Genomic DNA, 22,292 nt, shown 5'->3' with positions numbered 1-22,292 from the left:
ATCGATGAGACGAATGGCATCTCGGCCATTCTCGGGAGCTAGCCGATTAACCTCGGCCGTGATTCCGAACCTAAGGTCCAGCGCCGCAAGATGAAACCGGTTTCGGAAAAGATCTAACAGGAAGGGCGGGCCCTGGTCAGACCGGCCGCACCAGAACGTGCTTCTTCTTGCCGAGCGACAGCTTTGCGACGTTTTCCGGCCCCAGATCCTGCAGCGTCACCATCCTGCGATCGTCTGACACGGGCTGATCGTTAAGGCGCATGGCGCCGCCCTGGATATGCCGCCGTGCCTCGCCGTTGGACGCAGCCAGCCCGGCGGTGACGAACAGCGACAATATGCCGACGCCGGCTTCAAGATCGGCCCTGCCCACCTCGACTGTTGGCAGTGTTTCGGCGAGCGCCCCTTCTTCGAACGTCTTGCGCGCCGTTTCGCTGGCCTCCTCTGCCGCCCCGCGGCCATGCAGCATGGCGGTGATTTCGGTGGCGAGGATCTTCTTGGCTTCGTTGATCTCCGAGCCGCCGAGCCGTTCGAGGCGCGCGACCTCGGCGAGCGGCAAGGTCGTATAGAGCTTGAGGAAACGGCCGACATCGGCATCCTCGGTGTTGCGCCAATATTGCCAGAAGTCGTACGGGCTCAACATCTCCGCATCGAGCCAGACCGCGCCCGAGGCCGACTTGCCCATCTTGGCGCCGGACGAGGTGGTGAGCAGCGGCGTCGTCAGCGCATAAAGCTGCGCGCCTTCCATGCGATGGCCGAGATCGATACCGTTGACGATGTTGCCCCACTGGTCGGAGCCGCCCATCTGCAGCCGGCAACCGAGGCGCTTGTAGAGCTCGACGAAGTCGTAGGCCTGCAGGATCATGTAGTTGAATTCGAGGAACGACAGCGACTGCTCGCGATCCAGCCGGAGCTTGACCGAATCGAAGGCCAGCATGCGGTTGACCGAAAAATGCCGGCCGACATCGCGCAGAAAATTGACGTAGTTGATATCCATCAGCCAGTCGGCATTGTTGATCATGACGGCGCCGTTCGGGCCGCTGCCGAATTTGAGGTAGGGCATGAAGTTGCGGCGGATGCCGGCGAGATTGTTCTCGATATCCTGCGGCGTCAAAAGCTTGCGGGCCTCGTCCTTGAACGACGGATCGCCAATCATCGAGGTGCCGCCGCCCATCAGCGCGATCGGCCGGTGGCCGGTCTGCTGCAGCCAGTAAAGCATCATGATCTGGATCAGCGACCCGGCATGCAGGCTCCTCGCGGTGGCGTCGAAGCCGATATAGGCGCTCACCGTTTCCGTGGCGAAAAGCTGGTCGAGGCCGGCATCGTCCGAGGTCTGGTGGATGAAACCGCGCTCGCTCATGGTGCGCAGGAAATCGGATTTGAAGGCGGACATTTTCTTTCCCGAAAAGCTTCCGGCCGAACGCGGCCCGGCTGTGCATGAAGGCGGGCGTTTAGCACTCAAGCGCGATCAGCAAAAGTGGAATCCGGTTTTGCGTCCGATCACGCTTCGGATGGTTTTGCGCGATCAGCAAAAGTGGAATCCGGTTTTGTGTCCGCGCGGATAGCGTGCGGCCTGCTTGCGTCATTGTTTCGGCTGGCGTAATGAGGCGCCGCGCCAGCGGGGCTCTTCCTCTGGACCGCGCGGCATCGATCGAATGCCATATCCTGTGACAGAGTCGAGATGCCGGAGATATCCATCGTCATTCCTTGCCGGAACGAGGCGGCGAACCTGCCGCTTCTGCTCGACGAGATCGGCACTGCCATGGCCGGGCGGGACTTCGAGGTCATCGTCGTCGACGATGGCTCGACAGACGATACGCCTTCGGTGCTTGCAGCAGAGGCAGCGCTTCGCCGGTTTCCGCTGCGCCATCTCAGGCATGAAAAATCCGCCGGACAGTCGCTCTCGGTGCGCTCAGGCGCCTGGGCGGCGCGGGGCGATATAGTCGCCACCATTGACGGCGACGGTCAGAACGACCCCGGTTATATCCCAGTGTTGATCGACGCGCTGCGGCAGGCTGGTCCCGAAGTCGGGGCCGCGCAGGGACAGCGTCTGAAGCGCCGCGACAGCAAGATCAAGCAACTGGCGTCGCGTTTCGCCAACGGGCTGAGAAAAGCCATCCTGCACGACGAGACGCGGGATACCGGCTGCGGCCTCAAGGCGATTCACACCGACATTTTGCGGAAATTGCCCTTCTTCGACGGCACCCATCGCTTTGTTCCAGCGCTGGTCATCCAGGAGGGCTACCGCGTCGTCCATTGCGATGTCGTCGACCGCTCCCGCCGTCACGGCAAATCGAATTACGGCATCTTCGATCGCGGCCTTCAGGGCGTGCTCGATCTTGCCGGCGTCTGGTGGCTGCGCCGCAGGCGCCGCAGAATGCCCAAAGTAGAGGAAATCAGGCATGGGTAACGTGCTTCAGGAATTGGCGACCTGGCTTCACGATGTTTTCGTCAAGCAATTCGATGCCTGGGTGCTGCTCGGCTTCGTCGCCCAGTTCTTCTTCACCATGCGCTTTCTGGTGCAGTGGGTGGCGTCGGAAAAAGCCAAGCGCAGCGTCGTGCCGATTGCCTTCTGGTTCTTTTCGCTGTTCGGCGGCGGCCTGCTGCTGATCTACGCCATCCAGCGTCAGGATCCGGTGTTCATCGCCGGCCAGGCCATGGGCCTGTTGATCTATATCCGCAATCTCTGGCTGATCGCCAACGAGCGCAAGGCGGCGATGACCAAGGTCGATTGAGCCCGCCACCGGCCTGAACCGGTCGAGCAAGCAAGCAAGACTACTTGCCGTCCAGCCCGCCGTAGGACCTTACCAACTGGACCATGTCGGCCGAGTTGGCGGTCTCGCTCTCGAGCCCCTCGGCGACACCGACGCGGTCGCCGGCCGGGCGGTTCTGGCTGACTTTCCACTTGCCGCTGATTTCGGTGATTTCGATTTCCAGGCCGACGATGCCCTTGATCTGTGACTGGATGAAGGGTGCCGGCGCGTCGGTCACCGCCCACGGCGCCGGGCGGCTGCCCTCCTGCGACATCGTCAGATCGGAAATCTGCTCGGCCAGCCAATCCTGGTCTTCGATCACCGTGACGATGCCGCGCACCTGGACGATGGCGTAGTTCCAGGTCGGCACCACCTTGCCGGTTTCACGCTTGGTCTCGTACCAGGACGGCGTCACATAGGCATCGGCGCCCTGGAAGACGACCAGCACCGGCACCAGGGGACTGTCGGCCAAAAGCCGCCATTGCGGATTGGCCTTGGCCAGATGGGCGCGCAGCCTGCCGTTCGGCGGCACATCCGCGTTGAGCAGGGAGGGCGCGTCTAGAAGAAAGGGAATTGCGTTGGCGATCGGCCCCTCGGTGCCGTTCGACACCAGCAGGCCAAGCGGATGCGCCCGGATCAGCCCGTGCAGGACGTCCGGCCGTGTTTCCTGGAAGTGAGGCGGTTGGTACATCGCCGATTATCTCAGCCGCTTCGGCCGTGGGTCGGACAGTTCCCCGGCCAGCCGGCGGTCGAGGTAGTCCGCGCATTCCTCGATCAGAAGCTCCGCATGGTTGGCAAAGAAATGGTTGGCGCCGGGCAAGGTCTTCTGAGTGATGGTAATGCCTTTTTGCGTGTGCAGCTTGTCGACCAGGCCCTGCACGTCCTTGGGCGGCGCGACCTTGTCGGCGTCGCCGTGGATGATCAGGCCGGACGACGGGCATGGCGCCAGGAACGAGAAATCATAGGTATTGGGCTGGGGCGCGACCGAGATAAAGCCCTCGATCTCCGGCCGGCGCATGAGAAGCTGCATGCCGATCCACGAGCCGAACGAATAGCCGGCAACCCAGCAACTCTTCGAATCGGGGTGCAGCGACTGCACCCAGTCGAGCGCCGCCGCGGCGTCGGACAACTCGCCGGTGCCGTGGTCGAACTCTCCCTGGCTGCGGCCGATGCCGCGGAAATTGAAGCGCAGCGTGGTGAAATTGCGCTTCTGGAACATGTAGAAGAGGTCGTAGACGATCTTGTTGTTCATCGTGCCGCCGAACTGGGGGTGCGGGTGCAGGACGATGGCAATCGGCGCGCTCTTTTCCTTCGAGGGCTGATAGCGACCCTCCAGACGGCCGGCCGGACCGGTGAAAATGACCTCAGGCATGAAATACTCCACTTGGCATAAATTGCGCGGCGCCCGGAACAACTTTTCCTCTGGCCCCAGTTTTCCCTAGGCCTTGACGCAGGGCGAGCGTCTTTCTAGAAGCTAGTTTAGAATTGTTCAAAACTGGGCGGCCAAAACTGTGGCTCGGCCACCCGCGCCGCAAGCCGCGTAAATAGGACGTCTTGCCTTGCAATTTCAAGGAAATAACGCGCTATCTTCGCGGAACGGCTTTTGAAGGGACCAGTTGGACGGAAATGGCCGGAGCACGCGCCTATCTCGACTACAATGCCAGCGCGCCGCTGCTTGCCGCCGCGCGCGCGGCGGTGGTCGCCGCGCTCGACGTCGCCGCCAACCCGTCCTCCGTCCATGCCGAGGGCCGCGCTGCGCGGCGGCTGATCGAGGATGCCAGGCGCAATGTGGCGCGACTGGCCAACGCCAGGGCCGAGCATGTCGTATTCACCTCCGGCGCGACGGAAGCGGCCTCGACGCTGCTGACGCCGGACTGGCAGATGGGGCGCGGTGCTGTCCGTATGAGCCGGCTCTATGTGTCCGAGGCCGATCATCCTTGCCTGCTGAACGGCGGGCGTTTCCCAGCGGCGCAGGTGATACGGATCGGCGTCGACGCCGACGGCGTCGTCAGGCTCGACGTTTTGGCCGAGGCTCTCGCCCAGCATGACAAGGCCGAAGGCTTACCGCTGGTGGCCATCCACGCTGCCAACAATGAAACCGGCGTAATCCAGCCGGTCGGCCGCATCGCCGAAATCGTCAAGGCGGCGGGTGGCATCCTGGTCGTCGATGCCGTGCAGGCAGCCGGCCGCATTCCGCTCGATATATCAGAGGCTTACGCAGACTATTTTATTCTCTCGTCGCACAAGATCGGCGGCCCCAAGGGCGTCGGCGCCATTGTCGCGGCGTCGGACCTGATGATGCCAAAACCGCTGGTCAGCGGCGGCGGCCAGGAAAAGGGCCATCGGGGCGGCACCGAAAACCTGGCGGCGATTGCCGGGTTTGGTGCGGCCGCTAGCGAAGCGTCTGCCGGCTTGCAAACGATCGAAGCGGTGCGGCAGCGTCGCGACGAAATCGAGGCGATCGTTAAAACGCTTGTTCCGGACGCCGAAATCTTCGGGACCGGCGCTGCAAGGCTTGCCAATACCACATTCTTCGCTATTCCCGGCATCAAGGCCGAGACGGCGCAGATCGCCTTCGACCTTGCCGGTGTGGCGCTGTCGGCCGGATCGGCCTGTTCGTCGGGCAAAGTCGGGCCGAGTCACGTGCTGAAAGCCATGGGTTACGGCGATAGCGTTGGCGCGTTGCGTGTGTCCATCGGCCACGCGACCAGCGCCAAGGATATCGAGCTGTTTCGCGCGGCGCTGGCGACGATCGTTGCACGGCAAGCCGGTAGGGAAAAGGTGAACAGGGAAAAGGCCGCCTGAGCGCGGCGAAGGAATATTTGGGCCTTGTGGCCTGGTAGAGCCGTGCGTTCGAATTTGGCCGGGTGAATTTCCGGCATGAACGCACTATATGAAACTTACGCCGCCGCGGGTGCTCAAGGGTGCTCGTTCGCGGTGCCATAGTTTGAAAACTGCCGGGCCTTGACCCCGGCGTGGATGGAGAACGCTGATGCCTGCTGTGCAGGAGACGATCGATCGAGTTCGAAAGATCGATGTCGACCAGTATAAATACGGATTCCAGACCGAAATCGCGATGGACAAGGCCCCCAAGGGCCTGAGTGAAGACATTATCCGCTTCATTTCGGCCAAGAAGGACGAGCCGTCCTGGATGCTGGAATGGCGCCTGGAAGCCTATCGCCGCTGGCTGACGCTGGACGAGCCGAAATGGGCGCGCGTCCACTATCCCAAAATCGATTTCCAGGACATTTATTATTACGCGGCGCCCAAGAGCACGCCCGGCCCGACTTCGCTCAGCGAGGTCGATCCCGAACTGCTGAAGGTCTACGAGAAGCTCGGCATTCCGCTCAGGGAACAGGAAATCCTCGCCGGCGTGCAGAAGACCGATGCGTCGGAGCTCGAGGAAGCCAGCGACAACGTCTACAAGTCGGGCCGCGTCGCCGTCGATGCGGTGTTCGATTCCGTCTCCGTCGTCACCACTTTCAAGAAGGAGCTGGCGCAGGCCGGCGTCATCTTCTGCTCGATCTCGGAAGCCATCCGCGAGCATCCGGAGCTGGTGAAGAAGTATCTCGGCTCGGTCGTGCCGACCTCCGACAATTTCTACGCGACGCTGAATTCGGCCGTGTTCACCGACGGCTCCTTCGTCTTCGTGCCCAGGGGCGTGCGCTGCCCGATGGAACTGTCGACTTATTTCCGCATGAACGAGAAGAATACCGGCCAGTTCGAGCGCACGCTGATCATCGCTGAGGAGGGGGCTTACGTCTCTTACCTCGAAGGCTGCACGGCGCCGCAACGCGACGAGAACCAGCTTCATGCCGCGGTGGTCGAGCTGATCGCGCTCGATGACGCCGAAATCAAATATTCGACGGTGCAGAACTGGTATCCCGGCGACGCCGAAGGCAAGGGCGGCATCTATAATTTCGTCACCAAGCGCGGCGACTGCCGCGGCCATCGCTCGAAGATTTCGTGGACACAGGTCGAGACCGGTTCGGCCATCACCTGGAAATATCCGAGCTGCATCCTGCGCGGCGACGATTCTAGTGGCGAGTTCTATTCGATCGCCGTCTCCAACGGCTATCAGCAGGTCGACAGCGGCACCAAGATGATCCATCTCGGCAAGAACACGTCGAGCCGCATCATCTCCAAGGGCATTGCCGCCGGCTTCTCGCAGAACACCTATCGCGGCCAGGTCTCGGCGCACCGCAAGGCGACCAACGCCCGCAACTTCACCAATTGCGATTCCCTGCTGATCGGCGATCAGTGCGGCGCACACACCGTGCCCTACATGGAAGCCAAGAATTCGACCGCGCAGTTCGAGCACGAGGCGACCACTTCGAAGATTTCAGAGGACCAGAAGTTCTACGTCATGCAGCGCGGCATCCCGGAAGAAGAGGCGATTGCGCTGATCGTCAACGGCTTCGTCAAGGACGTCATCCAGCAACTGCCGATGGAATTCGCGGTCGAAGCGCAGAAGCTGATCGGGATTAGTCTTGAGGGGAGTGTTGGGTGAGTTAACTGGAACGGCGATCATGGATTTGTTCAAGCGGGTGGAAGGCTTGATATTTGCCGTTCTGATGCTCTTGCTGACATTGGCTGTTGGTGGTGCTGTGATGGCGTTGATAGGCGCAGTGTTTGGCTTGAGTTCGACAAAAACTATTGGTGGTTCGATTGCAGGCTTAAGCGCGGCTGGGTTTTTTGGCTGGATGTTGGTCACCAGCAAGTTTGTACGCGCTTTTCGAGCTTTTAGAAAAGTTCCGTCGCAGGCCGGGCACCGCGAACAAGAAAGTGGAAAATAATGCTTGAAATCAGAAACCTCCATGCCCGTATCGTCGATGACGGCACCGAGATCATCCGCGGCCTGAATCTTTCGGTGAAGGCCGGTGAGGTCGCCGCCATCATGGGGCCGAACGGCTCGGGGAAATCGACGCTGTCCTATATCCTCGCCGGCCGCGAGGACTATGAGGTCACCGAGGGCGACATCCTCTACAACGGCCAGTCGATCCTTGAAATGGATCCGGCCGAGCGCGCTACCGCCGGCATCTTTCTCGCCTTCCAGTATCCGATGGAGATACCGGGCGTGGCGACGATGGAATTCCTGAAAGTGGCGATGAACGAGCAGCGCAAGGCGCGCGGCCAGGAGCCGCTAAAAATCCCGGAATTCCTCAAGCGCGTGAAGGACGCGGCGGCCTCGCTCAACATGGACATGGCGATGCTGAAGCGGCCGCTCAATGTCGGCTTTTCCGGCGGCGAGAAGAAGCGCGCCGAGATCTTGCAGATGAAGCTTCTCGAGCCGAAGCTTTGCGTCCTCGACGAGACCGATTCCGGCCTCGATATCGACGCGCTGAAGATCGTCGCGGACGGCGTCAACACGCTGCGCTCGCCGGACCGCGCCATCGTCGTCATCACCCACTACCAGCGCCTGCTCCAATACATCGTGCCCGATACGGTGCACGTGCTCTACAGGGGCCAGGTGATCAAGTCGGGCGACAAGTCGCTTGCGCTCGATCTCGAGGCCAATGGCTATGCCGGCGTGATCGGGCAAGCCGCGTGAGATGCCAGCAGGCCCGGAAGGCAAGCCAAACAAGGCGATACTGATGAATATGCACACGACACCCCAGCGGACACCGGCCGAAACGGCGCTGATCGACGCCTTTGGCGAGCGGCTGTCGCTGCTGCCCGGCGACGGCGCGGTGATGCTGAAGCGCGACGACGCCATCGAGGCGATCAAGAGCGGCCTGCCGACGCGGCGCGTCGAATCCTGGCACTATACGGACCTGCGCCGGCTGCTGATCTCGGTGCCGGACTTCGATCCGGCAGCGGTCGCGAAAGCCGTTGCGCCGATCGTCGAGGGCTCCAGCGTTTTGCCGGTGCTGAACGGCGTTTCGAATATGAAACTGCCCGATATCGAAGGCGTTGCCGTGCAGCGCCTGTCGGAGAAGCTGACCGACGGCAGCGCAGCATCTGGGCTTGATTCTTATGGCAGCGACGACGCCATCGGCGCGCTCAACACCGCCTTTGTCGCCGACGGCTATTTCGTCGACATCGCCGACGGCGCCCAACTGGAAAAGCCGCTTGAGCTGCAGAATCTGCAGGCCGGTGGACAGACGCATGTACGCCTGGCCGTCCGTGTCGGTGCCGGCGCCAACGCTGTCATCGTCGAACGCCAGGCGGGCGAGGGGGCGGCGCTGGTCAGTTCGGTCAGCCAGCTTGTGCTTGGCGAGGGCGCCGAAGTGACATGGCTTGTCGTGCAGGAGCAGCCGGATACGGCGACGCATCTCGCCCAGTTCAAGGCGCATCTCGGCAAGAATTCGAAGCTGACGCTGTTCGTCATGAATGCCGGCGGCAGACTGGTGCGCCAAGAGGTCGTTGTGAAGACGACCGGCGAGGGCGCCGAATTCACGCTGCGCGGCATCAATCTGCTCGCCGGCGACACCCATACCGACGTCACCATGGTGCTCGACCACGCCGTGCCGCATACCGCATCGACCGAAGTCATCCGCAATGTGGTGACCGGCAAGGCGCGCGGCGTCTTCCAGGGCCGCATCAACGTCCACCAATATGCGCAGAAGACCAACGCCAAGATGGCCTGCAACACGCTGCTTCTGTCGGACGACGGCGAGTTCTCGACCAAGCCGGAACTCGAAATCTTCGCCGACGACGTCGTCTGCGGCCATGGCGCGACCGTCACCGAGATCGACCACAGCCATCTGTTTTACCTGATGGCGCGCGGCGTCGACGAGAAGACCGCGCGCGGCTTGCTGGTCAAGGCCTTCGTCGCCGAAGTGATCGAGGAACTGGACGACGAGGCCATCGTCGAGGCGCTGGAACGTCGGCTCGACGATTGGTTTTTGACGCACGGGTAGAGGTGACTGAGGGGTTGGTGCCAACACCCCTCATCCGTCGCCTTCGGCGCCACCTTCTCCCACAAGGGGAGAAGGAGAGGCGCTCTTCCTTCTCCCCTTGTGGGAGAAGGTGGCCGAGCGAAGCTCGGTCGGATGAGGGGTGCTGGACGGAATGAGGCGATGCCTCGAGAGAGCTTGTGATGGACCAGAAAGTCGAAAACATCCCCTACGACGTCGAGGCGATCCGCCGCGACTTCCCGATCCTGTCGCGGCAAGTTTACGGCAAACCTCTGGTCTATCTCGACAATGGCGCCTCGGCGCAGAAGCCGCAGGCCGTGCTCGACGCTATCCAGCACGCCTATTCCCAGGAATATGCCAACGTCCACCGCGGCCTGCATTTCCTGTCCAATGCTGCGACCGACGCCTATGAGAAGGCGCGCGAGACGGTGCGCCGTTTCCTCAACGCACCGAGCACCGACAACATCGTCTTCACCTCGAACACCACGGCGGCGATCAACACGGTTGCCTATGGTTTCGGCATGCCCAATATCGGCGAAGGCGACGAGATCGTGCTCTCGATCATGGAGCACCATTCCAACATCGTGCCGTGGCATTTCATCCGCGAACGGCAGGGCGCGAAACTGGTCTGGGTGCCGGTCGACGATCTCGGCGTCTTCCACATCGAGGAATTCGAGAAGCGGCTGACCGACCGCACAAAACTGGTTGCTATCACACATATGTCGAACGCGCTGGGCACGGTGACGCCGATCAAGGAGATCGTGCGCATCGCCCATGCCCGCGGCATTCCGGTGCTGGTCGACGGCAGCCAAAGCGCCGTGCACATGCCGATCGACGTGCAGGACCTCGACTGCGACTTTTTCGTCTTCACCGGCCACAAGGTTTATGGCCCGTCGGGCATCGGCGTGCTCTACGGCAAGAAGGATATTCTGGAGCGCATGCGCCCGTTCATGGGCGGCGGCGAGATGATCGAGGAGGTGACGCAAGACATCGTCACCTACAACGACCCGCCGCACCGTTTCGAGGCCGGCACGCCGCCGATCGTGCAGGCGATCGGGCTTGGTGCTGCGCTGGAATACATGGAAAAGATCGGCCGTGAGCGCATCGCAGCGCACGAGGCCGATTTGAAGGACTATGCGCATCAGCGGCTGCGCGCCATCAACTCGCTGCGCATCTTCGGCGATGCGCCCGGCAAGGGCGCCATCATCTCGTTCGAGCTGCAGGGCATTCACGCCCATGACGTGTCGATGGTTATCGACCGGCAGGGCGTGGCGGTCCGCGCCGGCACGCATTGCGCCCAACCGCTGTTGAAACGCTTCGGCGTAACATCCACATGCAGGGCATCGTTCGGCATGTATAATACCAGGGCCGAAGTCGACGCTTTGGCCGATGCGCTGGAAAAGGCGCGAAAGTTCTTCGGGTGACGATCATGGATGATGCCAGCCACACCGCCGAAAGCACGGCACTGGATATGACCACCAATGCGGCGGTTTCCGGGTCAACGATTCCTGCCGACGAACTGGCGCGGCTGACCGACGACATCGTCTCGGCGCTGAAGACGGTCTATGACCCCGAAATCCCGGCCGACATCTACGAACTTGGCCTTGTCTACAAGATCGACATCGAGGACGACCGCTCGGTCAAGATCGACATGACGCTGACCGCACCCGGCTGCCCGGTGGCCGGCGAAATGCCGGGTTGGGTGGAAAATGCCGTCGGCGCCGTCGAAGGCGTTTCCGGTGTCGAGGTCAACATGACCTTCGACCCGCCCTGGTCGCCCGACCGCATGTCGGAAGAGGCACAGGTGGCGGTGGGCTGGTATTGAGATCAGTCGACCTTGCACCGTATGCTTTGGCATAAGCCGTGATCGCTGAGAACAGCTCGTCAAACTTGACGTCGTGGTCTCCCGTGCCAATACACATCGCGTCTAAACCCATCGCTCTATTGGGTCCCCGACTCCAGCGCGCCATTTTGGTCAAAGATGGGCTCTGCCAGACGCTCTCTAGGACTTCTACCAAAAGGAACTTTTGTCGCCGGTAACTCCGCTCAGAAATGTGCTTCACGACACTCCATGGAATGAACTCTGCTGACAGGCGGACGTCCCAAAAGCCCTTAGGCGACAAAACTAGCGTCGGCCGTTTCAAATCGAAAAGACGCACCACAGCGATCACAAAAGTGCCGGTGAACAATATAGCCGTTATCCAACCGAGAAATTGCTTGAAGCTACCTGGAGCGATATTCGGCACTAGGCGCCATCCAAGCGCAATGCCTAAAGTTGTCATCGCTACCGATATAACAGCCAGCAGGCCGAGCCGAGCAGGAGATGACCGAAATTCAACTGTTTGATTGGTGTCAAGCATTTAGCCTCTCGCCATACTTCGATTGTCGCCAACTGAAATTACATCCAAATTGGTTGCAGTAAGCAGAAAACTTCACCATCTTAGGTAAGAATGATCCGCAGGCCTTGAACCCGCGTGAAAGTGGAGAACGATATGGGACGCTTCGCCGTCATCACCATGACCGAAAAGGCCGCCGACCGGGTCCGCGAGATCGTCGCGACCCGCGAGAACGCGCATGGCATCCGCCTGGGCATCAAGAAGGGTGGCTGCGCCGGCATGGAATATACCGTCGATCTGGTGACCGAACCCAACACCAAGGACGACCACATCGAGCGCGACGGCGCCCACGTCTATGTCGCGCCGGAGGCAGCGCTTTTCCTGTTCGGCACCGAGATGGATTTCGAGCAGACGACGCTGCGCACCGGCTTCACCTTCCGCAACCCGAACCAGAGCTCGGCCTGCGGCTGCGGCGAATCGGTCGAACTGAAGCCGGCCGATTTGAAGGCCTTGGCTGAAGCGCGCGCTTCCGCCTGATCTTTCCTTCTCCTCCGTTCACGGGGAGAAGGGACCTAATCCACCCACATTCCTGTTCGTTTGTGCCAGTCGGCAATTGATTCTTCCGGGTAGACGTCGAAGACCTTGTCCCTTTTGCCGATCTCCGGCTCGACCCAGTTCGCCTTGTATTTCAGCATAAGATGCACCTTCTCCGGCGGCTTTGGCAGGTCTGTGTCGATCGCCGAGGCGAAGGGATGCACCAGCTCCGGCCAGGTTGGGTCGTAGAGCCAGAGCGCCGTCCCGCATTTCGTGCAGAAGTTCCGCTCGCCCGTCGAGGTTTCGCGGTGCGGGTGCTCGTCGTCCTCGATCTCGGCGCGATAGACACCGAGATGGCGCTTGCCATGGATTTTCAGCGTCTCGTAATCGGCGCCGAGATTGATGGCGAAACCGCCGCCGCCCTGCTGCTTGCGGCAGATCGAGCAATAGCACAGCATGAACGGCACGGGCGTGTGGCTTTCCACCTCGAAACGCACGGCATTGCACCGGCAAGATCCTTTGAGCAGAAGCGGCATGAAAAACTCCGACGAAATTTGATTCTGAACTTGTCAGGATGGTGCCGGTTACGTCGATGACAAGGGGAAATCCGGGTGACATGATCGCCGCATGGACAACGAGCGCATAGAAGAGCTTTTCGAAGGCCTCGGCCCGGTCAGCATCCGCAGGATGTTCGGCGGCAAGGGCATCTATTTCGACGGCGTCATCGTCGCCATCGTCGTCCGTGGCGAACTGATGCTGAAGGCGGACGCCGAAAGCGCGCCGGATTTCGAAGCGGCCGGGTGCCGGCAATGGACCTACACCGACTCGCGCCACGGCAAGCTCGTGTCTATGCCCTATTGGAGCGTTCCCGACAGCGCTTTCGACGATCCAGACGAGATGGCGATCTGGGCGCGGCGTGCCTACGAGGCAGGACGGCGCGCCGGCAAATAGGCTGCGTCATGCTTCGGCAATTCCGGGCCGCATTTCACGCCAGTTCCCGCGCCTCGGGCACGAGCGCCAGCGCCTCGGCAAAGCTGGCGCTGGTGAAGGCGGCGCGCTCGACGGCGAGCGCCGCGGCGGCAATGCCTTCGCGCAGTGCCGCGCGCAGCGTCAGGCCGCGCAGCAGGGCAGCGATCGTGGCGCCTGCCAATGCGTCGCCGGCGCCGGCAACGTCGGTCCGTTTTTGTAGCGGCCGTGGCGAGATCGAGAACGCGCCGGTTTGGTCGAAACCGAGCACCGGACCGTCGCCGTCGGTGACCACGCCGCTTTTCAGGCCGGCGCGTCTCAGGCCGTCGATGACGCCTTGATCGTCAGCATCGATGTCAACGCCGGCGATCACGCCGGCCTCGTGCCGGTTCATGAAGGCCAGCGCTAGAAGTCCGAGCACCGGCGTCAGCCGCGCCGCTCTGTTGGGCGAGACGGCAAGCGCAAACACCGCCTTGCCGGCGGCGAGTGCCGCCATCCGCTCCAGCGCGGTCGACGGCAGGTTGGCGTCGCACAGGATCGCATCGGCCGAACCGATAGCTTCGCGCACCTTGGCGCGGCGAATTTGCTTGGGAAGCGCCAGCTCGTAGAGCACCATGTCGGCAAGGCCGGCGATCAGTCCGCCATCGCTATCGATCAGCATCGTATGGCTTGGCGTTGCCCGGTCGAGGAACACCGCCGACAGGTCGGCAATGCCGGCCTCGGTGACGGCGCGCAAGACCGTGTCGCCAAGGGCATCGCCGCCGCGCACCGAAAGCAGCGAGGCCGAGGCGCCGCGTCGCACCGCCCAGCGCAAGGCGTTGAAGACGGCGCCGCCAACATGCTCGCGCATCGTGCCGGGGTTCAAGGCGGCTGGCACGAAGGCGCCGGCAACCCGGCCGCGCCGCTCGATATAGGCGCCGCCCACGGCCAGGATCGTCGGGGAGTTCATCATGCCGGCAAAATGCCCTTTGCTGTTGCGCGGGAGGAGACTAGGTCGCTGGGCGGAACCCTGCAATCGCGGGTGCGATTCGGTTGGTGACGGCAGCGGCGCCGCATGCGAGGCGGGAGGCATTGGGAAGCAAATTTACGAAACAAAAATAGAACAAATATGGATATCCGTTATTTTTCAAATCCTTGCCGCTCATTGACAAATGAGAACAAACGAGGTACATTCTTTTAAGGATTGCGGGATTGTCCGGCCTCCATTGACGACCACGGGGTGATGTATCATGGCTCAGAATTCTTTGCGGCTTGTAGAGGACAAAGCGGTGGACAAATCAAAGGCTCTGGATGCGGCGCTGTCGCAAATCGAGCGTGCCTTCGGCAAAGGCTCGATCATGCGGCTCGGCGCAAACGAGCAGGTCGTCGAGATCGAAACAGTGCCGACCGGCTCGCTTGGGCTGGACATCGCGCTTGGCGTCGGTGGCCTGCCGCGCGGCCGCATCGTCGAGATCTACGGGCCGGAAAGCTCGGGCAAGACGACGCTGGCGCTGCACACGGTGGCCGAAGCCCAGAAGAAGGGCGGCATCTGCGCCTTCGTCGATGCCGAGCACGCGCTCGACCCGGTCTATGCCCGCAAGCTCGGCGTCGATCTCGAAAACCTATTGATCTCGCAGCCCGATACCGGCGAGCAGGCGCTGGAGATCTGCGACACGCTGGTGCGCTCCGGCGCCATCGACGTGCTGGTGGTCGATTCGGTGGCGGCGCTGACGCCGCGGGCGGAAATCGAAGGCGAGATGGGCGATTCGCTGCCCGGCCTGCAGGCGCGCCTGATGAGCCAGGCACTGCGCAAGCTCACCGCCTCGATCTCGCGCTCCAACACCATGGTCATCTTCATCAACCAGATCCGCATGAAGATCGGCGTCATGTTCGGGTCGCCCGAGACGACGACCGGCGGCAATGCGCTGAAATTCTATGCTTCGGTCCGCCTCGACATCCGCCGCATCGGCTCGGTCAAGGATCGCGACGAGGTCGTCGGCAACCAGACCCGCGTCAAGGTGGTCAAGAACAAGCTGGCGCCGCCCTTCAAGGTGGTCGAGTTCGACATCATGTATGGCGAGGGCGTCTCCAAGACCGGCGAGCTGGTCGATCTCGGCGTCAAGGCCGGCGTGGTCGAAAAGTCGGGCGCCTGGTTCTCCTACAATTCGCAGCGTCTTGGCCAGGGCCGCGAAAACGCAAAACTGTTCCTGCGCGATAATCCCGACACGGCGCGCGAGATCGAGCTGGCGCTGCGACAGAATGCCGGGCTGATCGCCGAGAAATTCCTTGAAAACGGCGGCTCCGAAAGCAGCGACGACGGTTTCGAGGACGACGCTGGGGTGATGTAGGGCAGGCGACGCCTCGCGGAGCCTCAGCCGGGTTTCGATTTGATGTTTTGATTTTGAGTTTGCGTAATCGATGCGTTTCGAACCGCCGGCCCCGTGCCGGCGGTTTGCGTTTGACGGCGGGGCAGAAGCCATTTCAAAGCGCTGGTGAAAGCGGGGATTTGAGCCCGTTTGGTGTTTCTGGACAGGCTGCGGTGCGACCGCTAAAAGGCCATGTCTATTTTCCGCCGGCAGCCGGCGGTTCTCTCGAAAAGGCAGTATTCATGAGTGGCGTCAACGAGATCCGGTCGGCATTTCTCGACTATTTTCGCAAGGAAGGTCACGAGGTCGTCGCGTCAAGCCCGCTGGTGCCGCGCAACGACCCGACGCTTATGTTCACCAATGCCGGCATGGTGCAGTTCAAGAACGTTTTCACCGGTCTGGAGAAGCGGCCCTATTCGCGCGCCACGACTGCCCAGAAGAGTGTTCGCGCCGGCGGCAAGCACAACGACCTCGACAATGTCGGCTACACTGCGCGCCACCTGACCTTCTTCGAGATGCTCGGCAATTTCTCCTTCGGCGACTATTTCAAGGAGCGCGCCATAGAGCTTGCCTGGAACCTGATCACCAGGGAGTTCGGGCTGAAGAAGGACAAGCTGCTGGTCACCGTCTACCACACCGACGACGAGGCGGCCTCGTACTGGAAGAAGATCGCCGGCCTTTCGGACGATCGCATCATCCGCATCGCGACTTCGGACAACTTCTGGGCAATGGGTGACACCGGGCCTTGCGGGCCGTGTTCGGAGATATTCATCGACCGTGGCGAGCATATCTGGGGCGGTCCCCCCGGCAGCCCCGAGGAGGATGGCGACCGGTTCCTCGAATTCTGGAACCTGGTGTTCATGCAGTATGAACAGGTGACGAAGGAAGAGCGCGTCGACCTGCCGCGTCCGTCGATCGACACGGGCATGGGCCTCGAGCGCATGGCCTCCATCCTGCAAGGGGTTGAAAGCGTCTTCGAAACCGACCTGTTCCGCCACCTGATCGACGCTGCATCGTCGGCGCTCGGCAAAGGTCCGGATGCGGACACCGTCGCATCGTTCCGGGTCATCGCCGACCATTTGCGTTCGTCCTGCTTCCTGGTCGCCGACGGCGTGCTGCCGTCCAACGAAGGACGCGGCTACGTGCTTCGTCGCATCATGCGCCGCGCCATGCGCCACGCGCAGTTGCTCGGCGCCCGCGATCCGCTGATGTGGCGCCTGGTGCCGGCGCTGGTCCGCGAGATGGGGCAAGCCTACCCGGAACTGGTGCGCGGCGAACAGATGATCACCGAGACGCTGAAGCTTGAGGAAACTCGTTTCCGCAAGACGCTGGTGCGCGGCTTGGGCTTGCTTTCGGAGGCGACGGAAAAGCTGGCCTCCGGCGACATGCTGGATGGCGAGACAGCGTTCAAGCTCTACGATACCTATGGCTTTCCGCTCGATCTGACGCAGGACGCGCTGCGCCGGCGCAACATCTCGGTCAACCTTGCCGGCTTCACCGAGGCAATGGAGCGGCAGAAGGCGGAGGCACGCAAAAGCTGGGCTGGTTCCGGCGAGGCCGCAACCGAGACGGTATGGTTCGCGGTGCGTGAGGAGACCGGCGCCACCGAATTCCTGGGTTATGAGACCGAGCAGGCGGAAGGCCTTATCGAGGCGCTGGTCAAGGACGGCAAGACCGTCGACAGTGCCGGCAAAGGCGACGCCGTTGCCGTGGTTGTCAACCAGACGCCGTTCTATGGCGAGTCCGGTGGCCAGATGGGCGATGCCGGCGTCATTTCGGGCGACGGGTTCTCGATCGAGATATCCGATACCCAGAAGAAGGCCGATGGGCTTTTCGTCCATCTCGGCAGGGTGGCCAATGGCACTGTCAAGACTGGCGCGACCGTCGAGCTGAAGGTGGACCACGCGCGGCGCTCCAGGCTGCGCGCGAACCATTCCGCCACACATCTGATCCATGAGGCGCTGCGCGAGGTGCTGGGTACCCATGTGGCGCAGAAGGGCTCGCTGGTCGCGCCCGAGCGTCTGCGCTTCGACATTTCGCACAACAAGCCGATCTCGCCGGACGAGATCGAAGAGGTCGAGCGCATGGCCAACGAGATCGTCGTTCAGAACGGCCCGGTGATCACACGACTGATGTCTGTCGACGACGCCATCGCCGAGGGCGCCATGGCGCTGTTTGGCGAGAAGTATGGCGATGAAGTGCGCGTCGTTTCGATGGGCACGGGCTTGCATGGCGCCAAGGCCAACCGGCCTTATTCGGTCGAGCTATGCGGCGGCACGCATGTCAGGGCGACCGGCGATATCGGCCTGGTGCGCATCGTGTCCGACAGCGCGGTCGCTGCCGGCGTGCGCCGCATCGAGGCGTTGACCGGCGAGGCCGCCAGAAAGCATCTCGACGAACAGGACAAACGGCTGAAGGCGGCCGCCGCCGCGCTGAGGATTTCGGCGGCCGATGTGCCGGCCCGCGTCGAGGCGCTGCTCGACGAGCGCAAGAAGCTCGAAAAGGAGCTGACAGAGGCGCGCAAGAAGCTGGCGCTGGGCGATCGCTCGCCAGCTGGTGTGCCTGCGGAAAACGAAACCATTGCCGGTGTCGGTTTTCTCGGCAAGGCGGTATCGGGCGTCTCGCCAAAGGATCTGAAACCACTGGCCGATGCCGGCAAGAAGTCCCTCGGCTCCGGCGTGGTCGTCTTTGTCGGCGCCGGCGAGGACAACAAGGCGAGCGTCGTCGTCGCCGTTACCGATGATCTGACCGGCCGCTTCAGCGCCATCGATCTGGTGCGCGTCGCGTCCGCGGCATTGGGCGGGCAGGGCGGCGGCGGGCGACCCGATATGGCCCAGGCCGGCGGCCCGGACGCCTCGAAGGCCGAAGACGCGATCGCTGCGGTGAAGGCGGCGCTGGAAGCTGCGTGAATCTGCACCAGTAAGGCCAGGCCGAAGTGGCAGCGGGGATGATGTGGCAACGTTGACCATGTATCAAGTCGACGCTTTTGCCGAACGGGCTTTCCAAGGCAACCCCGCTGCCGTTCTCATTTTGGAGGACTGGCTATCGGACGACGTGATGCAGGCCATCGCAAACGAGAACAATCTTGCTGAAACCGCGTTTGCGCGGCCGAGTGGCGAGGGTTGGGATTTGCGCTGGTTCACGCCGGTTCATGAAGTCGACTTCTGTGGCCATGCTACACTTGCGGCCGCCCATGTGCTGACTACGGAATACGATGGTCAGGGCGAAATGGCCTTCGCCACCCGGGTGGGCGAGCTGCGGGTTTCCCGGCGGGAAGGCGCCTATCAGCTCGATCTGCCGTGTTTTCCGCCGCGGCCCGTCGAGGACGAACTGACCTCGGCGCTGCAAGCGATATTGCCTCAGCGGCCGGTTGCGAGCTTCCGCAATTTCGAGAACCTGTTTGTCGAGCTTGCCGACGAGACAACCGTGCGATCTTTCGTTCCCGATCTGCTCAGGATCGGACGTTTTCATCCTCTCGGCCTGGTCATTACCGCGCCTGGGCAAGCCCATGATTTCGTCTCGCGTTATTTCGTACCCGGAGCTGGCATTCCCGAGGACCCGGTGACTGGCTCCATTCATGCGACATTGGTGCCGTACTGGGCTGAAAAGCTCGGCAAGACGCATGTATCGGCATTCCAATGCTCGCAGCGCGGCGGGCATTTGCTATGCGAACTGGCCGGAGATCGCGTGCTGATCACAGGCCGTGCGAAGACCTTCATGAAGGCGGAAATCTACCTTCCCGATTGAGCGGCTCGCCAATTCGGTGGCTGCTTCGCCTCAGCCAAGATCACGGTATGGCGCTTGGGCCGTGGCGGCGGCCAGATGGCGCAGGCCAGTGGCCTGGAAGAAGCGCCGCTGGAACGGCATAGCGCTCATCAGGGATGCCTTGATGCCTTCAGGGCACGCGTCATTCGCGTCGAGTCGCCCCAGGTCGACAGCCAAATCAGGCAGTCGGTGGTAACGGAGATCGCTGCGCGCAGGCAGTTCAGCAACGGTCCAGGCGACCTCAACTGCTCTTCGGCGTGACGGAGATGGGCAAGCTCTTCTTCGCGGATGGACAGGATGATGCCGTGCAACTCGTGATCGCGTCCGGTTAGAAAGAACAGCTGATCATCGAGATGTCGGTGCACCGCCGCTTCGACCGCTGCGGTGCAGGCCCAGACGCCTTGCGGGCCGAGCAGGGCAGTGAGGAAGCCTAGCAGCCAGCCGCCCCAACTCCAGAATTGCATCACGCGGCACGGTCGGGAATGTCGCAGCGGCATGGCTGCATGGAAAGCCGCGCAATGGCTGCGCTCGTGCCCAAGCATCTGCGACAAAGACGGCACGCAGTCCGGCCAGAAACGCTTCGCGACAAGAATCTGTGCAGAGTAGATTCTGATCGCGCCGTATTCGCCGGCGTGGTTGACTCTGACTATTCTGGCCACCGTCAGTACGTCCTGGTGGGAGAGTTCAGTCATGAATGCGCCCGAGAGTTAAGTCAGCCTGCCGGCAACGCTCGCACGCGCAGCAATGCGGGTCCACCAATCCCGAAGCTCGGCAGACTCGGCCAGCAGGGCTTGCCCCTCGGCGACCTTGACGAAATAGCTGATGATTGGCGCAGCGTGCAGGTCGGCCAGCGTCAGGTCCGTCCCCAACAGCCAAGGCCCTCCGGCTTTCAGCGACGACAGCGCCTGCAATGCCGTTCTCGCCTGCCGCAACCCGTTGGCGATCACGGCTTCGTCGGGTGGCGTTTTCTCCAGCCGCTCGACCGCGACATCCCAGACCATGGCCCTGTAGGCGTAGGCGTCGAGCAGGCCGGTGATCTGGTTCATGCGTGCTCGAGGCCGGGCTCCGACCGGCTGCAGCGCCGGGCCGTCAAAGGCTTCGTCGACATAACGCGCAATCGCGCCGGTCTCGTAGAGGCAAAAGCCGTCATGTTCGAAGGCCGGGATGCGGCCAAACGGCTGGTGCTCGAAGTACCAGCCGGGAATGCCGTCCGCGGCAAAGACGTCGACGGGCACCAGCTCGTAGCCGACGCCCTTTTCCTCGAGCACCAGCCGCACGATGCGCACATAGACGCTGTAGTCCGCGCCGTAGACGACGGGCTTGCCCATGTCGCGGGCTCAGGCCATCGCCTTCTGCAAATTCTCGTCGATCTTGTCGAGGAAGCCGGTGGTCGAAAGCCATGGCTGGTCGGGGCCGATCAGCAGCGACAGATCCTTTGTCATGAAGCCGGACTCGACCGTCTGGATGCAGACCTTTTCCAGGGTCTCGGCAAAGCGCTTCAGTTCGGCATTGTCGTCGAGCTTGGCGCGGTGCGTGAGGCCGCGCGTCCAGGCGAAGATCGAGGCGATCGAATTGGTCGAGGTCTCCTCGCCCTTCTGGTGCTGGCGATAGTGGCGGGTAACGGTGCCGTGCGCGGCTTCCGCCTCGACGGTCTTGCCGTCCGGCGTCATCAGCACCGAGGTCATCAGGCCGAGCGAGCCGAAGCCTTGCGCCACCGTGTCGGACTGAACGTCGCCGTCATAGTTCTTGCAGGCCCAGACATAGCCGCCCGACCATTTCAGGCTGGAGGCCACCATGTCGTCGATCAGCCGGTGCTCGTACCAGAGCTTCTTCGCCTTGAATTCGGCTTCGAACTCCGCCTCGTAGACCTCCTGGAAGATGTCCTTGAAGCGGCCGTCATAAGCCTTGAGGATTGTGTTCTTGGTCGAGAGGTAGACGGGGTAATTACGCAGCAGGCCATAGTTCAGCGAGGCGCGGGCGAATTCGCGGATAGATTCGTCGAGATTGTACATGGCCATGGCGACGCCGGGGCCGGGTGCGTCGAACACATCGTGCTCGATCACCTGGCCGTCCTCGCCGACGAATTTGATCGTCAGCTTGCCCTTGCCGGGAAAGCGGAAGTCGGTGGCGCGGTACTGGTCGCCAAAGGCGTGGCGGCCGACGATGATCGGCTTGGTCCAGCCGGGCACCAGCCGCGGCACGTTCTTCATGATGATCGGCTCGCGGAAGATGGTGCCGCCGAGGATGTTGCGGATGGTGCCGTTCGGCGACTTCCACATCTTCTTCAGCTTGAATTCCTCGACGCGCTGCTCGTCGGGCGTGATCGTCGCGCATTTCACGCCGACGCCGTATTTCTTGATGGCGTTGGCCGAATCGATGGTCACCTGGTCGTTGGTGGCGTCGCGGTGCTCGATGCCGAGGTCGTAATATTCGAGCTTGAGGTCGAGATAAGGGTGGATCAGCTTGTCCTTGATGAACTGCCAGATGATGCGGGTCATCTCGTCGCCGTCGAGTTCGACGACCGGGTTCGCCACCTTGATCTTCGCCATGAAAAGAATGCCTCGCTTTTGGGGAACGGAACGGCCTTGCCCGCACGGCTGCCGGCCCTGGGATGCGGCCCGTATATCAAAGGCTTTTTGGCCGCGCAAACGGCGAACCGCGCCGTAGTGCCGGCATTCTTTGCCAAAGCTTCATTTTCGCCGCCAAATGTGGCAGGGGACTGCGAAATGCCGCAAA

24 protein-coding genes are annotated in these 22,292 nt (G+C 62.1%); 15 read left to right on the top strand and 9 right to left on the bottom strand.

Translation table 11 applies throughout. The annotated features are described in order from the left end of the window. Nucleotides 1-136: 136 nt before the first annotated feature. Entirely contained in the window at nucleotides 137-1,390 is a 1,254-nt protein-coding gene (tyrS, locus tag NKJ84_RS10890; protein WP_352506451.1) for a tyrosine--tRNA ligase, read from the bottom strand. On the opposite strand from tyrS, the gene NKJ84_RS10885 reads away from it, so the two are divergent. From NKJ84_RS10885 to NKJ84_RS10875, 3 genes are all read left to right on the top strand, one after another. Then, the gene (locus tag NKJ84_RS10885; protein WP_352506450.1) at nucleotides 1,377-1,562 is read left to right on the top strand and encodes a hypothetical protein; all 186 of its coding nucleotides are present in this window, start codon (nucleotides 1,377-1,379) and stop codon (nucleotides 1,560-1,562) included. The two genes, tyrS and NKJ84_RS10885, sit on opposite strands and share 14 nt — an antisense overlap. A 116-nt stretch (nucleotides 1,563-1,678) precedes the next feature. Further along, nucleotides 1,679-2,407, top strand: a complete 729-nt coding sequence (locus NKJ84_RS10880; protein WP_352477338.1) for a glycosyltransferase family 2 protein — start codon at nucleotides 1,679-1,681, stop codon at nucleotides 2,405-2,407. Beyond that, a complete protein-coding gene (locus tag NKJ84_RS10875; protein WP_023674681.1) occupies nucleotides 2,400-2,732 on the top strand; it encodes a lipid-A-disaccharide synthase N-terminal domain-containing protein in 333 nt (110 codons plus the stop codon). Before NKJ84_RS10880 ends, NKJ84_RS10875 begins: the two co-directional genes overlap by 8 nt. Nucleotides 2,733-2,772: 40 nt before the next feature. On the opposite strand, the gene NKJ84_RS10870 is transcribed toward NKJ84_RS10875, so the two are convergent. Further along, the gene (locus NKJ84_RS10870; RefSeq protein ID WP_352506449.1) at nucleotides 2,773-3,441 is read right to left on the bottom strand and encodes an FMN-binding negative transcriptional regulator; all 669 of its coding nucleotides are present in this window, start codon (nucleotides 3,439-3,441) and stop codon (nucleotides 2,773-2,775) included. Between the two features lie 6 nt (nucleotides 3,442-3,447). Then, nucleotides 3,448-4,122, bottom strand: coding sequence for an alpha/beta hydrolase (locus NKJ84_RS10865; protein ID WP_023674683.1), 675 nt, complete (start codon nucleotides 4,120-4,122; stop codon nucleotides 3,448-3,450). A 254-nt stretch (nucleotides 4,123-4,376) separates the two neighbouring features. Between NKJ84_RS10865 and NKJ84_RS10860 the strand changes: the two genes are divergently transcribed. From NKJ84_RS10860 to NKJ84_RS10830, 7 genes are all read left to right on the top strand, one after another. Beyond that, on the top strand, nucleotides 4,377-5,555 hold the full coding sequence (locus NKJ84_RS10860; RefSeq protein WP_352506448.1) for a cysteine desulfurase family protein: 1,179 nt from the start codon (nucleotides 4,377-4,379) through the stop codon (nucleotides 5,553-5,555). Between the two features lie 187 nt (nucleotides 5,556-5,742). After that, nucleotides 5,743-7,260 (top strand): Fe-S cluster assembly protein SufB, encoded by a 1,518-nt coding sequence (sufB, locus tag NKJ84_RS10855; RefSeq protein WP_352506447.1) that lies wholly within the window; start codon nucleotides 5,743-5,745, stop codon nucleotides 7,258-7,260. Between the two features lie 19 nt (nucleotides 7,261-7,279). After that, a complete protein-coding gene (locus tag NKJ84_RS10850) occupies nucleotides 7,280-7,546 on the top strand; it encodes a hypothetical protein (protein ID WP_352506446.1) in 267 nt (88 codons plus the stop codon). After that, nucleotides 7,546-8,301: a Fe-S cluster assembly ATPase SufC gene (gene sufC, locus NKJ84_RS10845; protein WP_352506445.1), complete on the top strand. Its 756-nt coding sequence runs from the start codon at nucleotides 7,546-7,548 to the stop codon at nucleotides 8,299-8,301. The genes NKJ84_RS10850 and sufC overlap by 1 nt, the downstream gene beginning before the upstream one ends. Before the next feature lie 43 nt (nucleotides 8,302-8,344). After that, entirely contained in the window at nucleotides 8,345-9,613 is a 1,269-nt protein-coding gene (gene sufD / locus NKJ84_RS10840; protein ID WP_352506444.1) for a Fe-S cluster assembly protein SufD, read from the top strand. 179 nt (nucleotides 9,614-9,792) lie between these two features. Continuing rightward, complete coding sequence (locus NKJ84_RS10835) at nucleotides 9,793-11,034, top strand: cysteine desulfurase (protein WP_352506443.1); 1,242 nt, start codon at nucleotides 9,793-9,795, stop codon at nucleotides 11,032-11,034. Between the two features lie 5 nt (nucleotides 11,035-11,039). Next, nucleotides 11,040-11,435, top strand: coding sequence for an SUF system Fe-S cluster assembly protein (locus NKJ84_RS10830; protein WP_352458424.1), 396 nt, complete (start codon nucleotides 11,040-11,042; stop codon nucleotides 11,433-11,435). Here the strand turns inward: NKJ84_RS10830 and NKJ84_RS10825 are convergent. Beyond that, on the bottom strand, nucleotides 11,359-11,970 hold the full coding sequence (locus NKJ84_RS10825) for an STM3941 family protein (protein WP_352506442.1): 612 nt from the start codon (nucleotides 11,968-11,970) through the stop codon (nucleotides 11,359-11,361). The two genes, NKJ84_RS10830 and NKJ84_RS10825, sit on opposite strands and share 77 nt — an antisense overlap. A gap of 132 nt (nucleotides 11,971-12,102) precedes the next feature. On the opposite strand from NKJ84_RS10825, the gene sufA reads away from it, so the two are divergent. Further along, entirely contained in the window at nucleotides 12,103-12,483 is a 381-nt protein-coding gene (sufA, locus tag NKJ84_RS10820) for a Fe-S cluster assembly scaffold SufA (RefSeq protein ID WP_006206001.1), read from the top strand. A gap of 35 nt (nucleotides 12,484-12,518) precedes the next feature. Here sufA and NKJ84_RS10815 read toward each other — a convergent pair whose 3' ends face one another. After that, nucleotides 12,519-13,016, bottom strand: a complete 498-nt coding sequence (locus tag NKJ84_RS10815) for a GFA family protein (protein ID WP_352506441.1) — start codon at nucleotides 13,014-13,016, stop codon at nucleotides 12,519-12,521. 91 nt (nucleotides 13,017-13,107) lie between these two features. On the opposite strand from NKJ84_RS10815, the gene NKJ84_RS10810 reads away from it, so the two are divergent. Next, nucleotides 13,108-13,431: a TfoX/Sxy family protein gene (locus NKJ84_RS10810; RefSeq protein WP_352506440.1), complete on the top strand. Its 324-nt coding sequence runs from the start codon at nucleotides 13,108-13,110 to the stop codon at nucleotides 13,429-13,431. 34 nt (nucleotides 13,432-13,465) lie between these two features. Here the strand turns inward: NKJ84_RS10810 and NKJ84_RS10805 are convergent, their stop codons facing one another. Next, nucleotides 13,466-14,398, bottom strand: coding sequence for a PfkB family carbohydrate kinase (locus tag NKJ84_RS10805; protein ID WP_352506439.1), 933 nt, complete (start codon nucleotides 14,396-14,398; stop codon nucleotides 13,466-13,468). A 277-nt stretch (nucleotides 14,399-14,675) separates the two neighbouring features. Here NKJ84_RS10805 and recA point away from each other — a divergent pair, with 277 nt between their 5' ends. From recA to NKJ84_RS10790, 3 genes are all read left to right on the top strand, one after another. Next, complete coding sequence (gene recA, locus NKJ84_RS10800; RefSeq protein ID WP_023674696.1) at nucleotides 14,676-15,773, top strand: recombinase RecA; 1,098 nt, start codon at nucleotides 14,676-14,678, stop codon at nucleotides 15,771-15,773. 260 nt (nucleotides 15,774-16,033) lie between these two features. Continuing rightward, nucleotides 16,034-18,700 (top strand): alanine--tRNA ligase, encoded by a 2,667-nt coding sequence (alaS, locus tag NKJ84_RS10795; protein ID WP_352506438.1) that lies wholly within the window; start codon nucleotides 16,034-16,036, stop codon nucleotides 18,698-18,700. A gap of 58 nt (nucleotides 18,701-18,758) precedes the next feature. Beyond that, a complete protein-coding gene (locus NKJ84_RS10790; protein ID WP_352506568.1) occupies nucleotides 18,759-19,538 on the top strand; it encodes a PhzF family phenazine biosynthesis protein in 780 nt (259 codons plus the stop codon). A 128-nt stretch (nucleotides 19,539-19,666) separates the two neighbouring features. Here NKJ84_RS10790 and NKJ84_RS10785 read toward each other — a convergent pair whose 3' ends face one another. From NKJ84_RS10785 to NKJ84_RS10775, 3 genes are read right to left on the bottom strand one after another with little or no spacing between them, the layout of a single operon-like run. Continuing rightward, nucleotides 19,667-20,248: a demethoxyubiquinone hydroxylase family protein gene (locus tag NKJ84_RS10785; RefSeq protein ID WP_352506437.1), complete on the bottom strand. Its 582-nt coding sequence runs from the start codon at nucleotides 20,246-20,248 to the stop codon at nucleotides 19,667-19,669. 15 nt (nucleotides 20,249-20,263) lie between these two features. Continuing rightward, nucleotides 20,264-20,884 carry a glutathione S-transferase family protein gene (locus tag NKJ84_RS10780; RefSeq protein ID WP_352506436.1) on the bottom strand — a complete coding sequence of 207 codons (621 nt, stop codon included), beginning with the start codon at nucleotides 20,882-20,884 and terminating at the stop codon, nucleotides 20,264-20,266. Between the two features lie 9 nt (nucleotides 20,885-20,893). Next, the gene (locus NKJ84_RS10775; protein WP_352506435.1) at nucleotides 20,894-22,105 is read right to left on the bottom strand and encodes an NADP-dependent isocitrate dehydrogenase; all 1,212 of its coding nucleotides are present in this window, start codon (nucleotides 22,103-22,105) and stop codon (nucleotides 20,894-20,896) included. Nucleotides 22,106-22,292: the final 187 nt, after the last annotated feature.

The sequence above is a fragment of the Mesorhizobium sp. M0048 genome, assembly GCF_040323405.1.
GTDB lineage: Bacteria > Pseudomonadota > Alphaproteobacteria > Rhizobiales > Rhizobiaceae > Mesorhizobium.
The sequence above is the reverse complement of the archived record's forward strand: the minus strand, read 5'-3'. Positions and strand labels throughout refer to the sequence as shown.

Coding starts and splice junctions, on each gene's coding strand:
- NKJ84_RS10805 (WP_352506439.1), bottom strand. CDS start 14,398: ATGATGAACTCCCCGACGATCCTGGCCGTGGGCGGCGCCTATATCGAG.
- NKJ84_RS10835 (WP_352506443.1), top strand. CDS start 9,793: ATGGACCAGAAAGTCGAAAACATCCCCTACGACGTCGAGGCGATCCGC.
- NKJ84_RS10875 (WP_023674681.1), top strand. CDS start 2,400: ATGGGTAACGTGCTTCAGGAATTGGCGACCTGGCTTCACGATGTTTTC.
- NKJ84_RS10790 (WP_352506568.1), top strand. CDS start 18,759: ATGTATCAAGTCGACGCTTTTGCCGAACGGGCTTTCCAAGGCAACCCC.
- sufB (WP_352506447.1), top strand. CDS start 5,743: ATGCCTGCTGTGCAGGAGACGATCGATCGAGTTCGAAAGATCGATGTC.
- NKJ84_RS10880 (WP_352477338.1), top strand. CDS start 1,679: ATGCCGGAGATATCCATCGTCATTCCTTGCCGGAACGAGGCGGCGAAC.
- NKJ84_RS10860 (WP_352506448.1), top strand. CDS start 4,377: ATGGCCGGAGCACGCGCCTATCTCGACTACAATGCCAGCGCGCCGCTG.
- sufC (WP_352506445.1), top strand. CDS start 7,546: ATGCTTGAAATCAGAAACCTCCATGCCCGTATCGTCGATGACGGCACC.
- NKJ84_RS10870 (WP_352506449.1), bottom strand. CDS start 3,441: ATGTACCAACCGCCTCACTTCCAGGAAACACGGCCGGACGTCCTGCAC.
- sufA (WP_006206001.1), top strand. CDS start 12,103: ATGGGACGCTTCGCCGTCATCACCATGACCGAAAAGGCCGCCGACCGG.
- NKJ84_RS10775 (WP_352506435.1), bottom strand. CDS start 22,105: ATGGCGAAGATCAAGGTGGCGAACCCGGTCGTCGAACTCGACGGCGAC.
- tyrS (WP_352506451.1), bottom strand. CDS start 1,390: ATGTCCGCCTTCAAATCCGATTTCCTGCGCACCATGAGCGAGCGCGGT.
- NKJ84_RS10785 (WP_352506437.1), bottom strand. CDS start 20,248: ATGACTGAACTCTCCCACCAGGACGTACTGACGGTGGCCAGAATAGTC.
- NKJ84_RS10850 (WP_352506446.1), top strand. CDS start 7,280: ATGGATTTGTTCAAGCGGGTGGAAGGCTTGATATTTGCCGTTCTGATG.
- NKJ84_RS10830 (WP_352458424.1), top strand. CDS start 11,040: ATGGATGATGCCAGCCACACCGCCGAAAGCACGGCACTGGATATGACC.
- alaS (WP_352506438.1), top strand. CDS start 16,034: ATGAGTGGCGTCAACGAGATCCGGTCGGCATTTCTCGACTATTTTCGC.
- sufD (WP_352506444.1), top strand. CDS start 8,345: ATGAATATGCACACGACACCCCAGCGGACACCGGCCGAAACGGCGCTG.
- NKJ84_RS10810 (WP_352506440.1), top strand. CDS start 13,108: ATGGACAACGAGCGCATAGAAGAGCTTTTCGAAGGCCTCGGCCCGGTC.
- NKJ84_RS10780 (WP_352506436.1), bottom strand. CDS start 20,884: ATGGGCAAGCCCGTCGTCTACGGCGCGGACTACAGCGTCTATGTGCGC.
- NKJ84_RS10865 (WP_023674683.1), bottom strand. CDS start 4,122: ATGCCTGAGGTCATTTTCACCGGTCCGGCCGGCCGTCTGGAGGGTCGC.
- NKJ84_RS10815 (WP_352506441.1), bottom strand. CDS start 13,016: ATGCCGCTTCTGCTCAAAGGATCTTGCCGGTGCAATGCCGTGCGTTTC.
- NKJ84_RS10825 (WP_352506442.1), bottom strand. CDS start 11,970: ATGCTTGACACCAATCAAACAGTTGAATTTCGGTCATCTCCTGCTCGG.
- recA (WP_023674696.1), top strand. CDS start 14,676: ATGGCTCAGAATTCTTTGCGGCTTGTAGAGGACAAAGCGGTGGACAAA.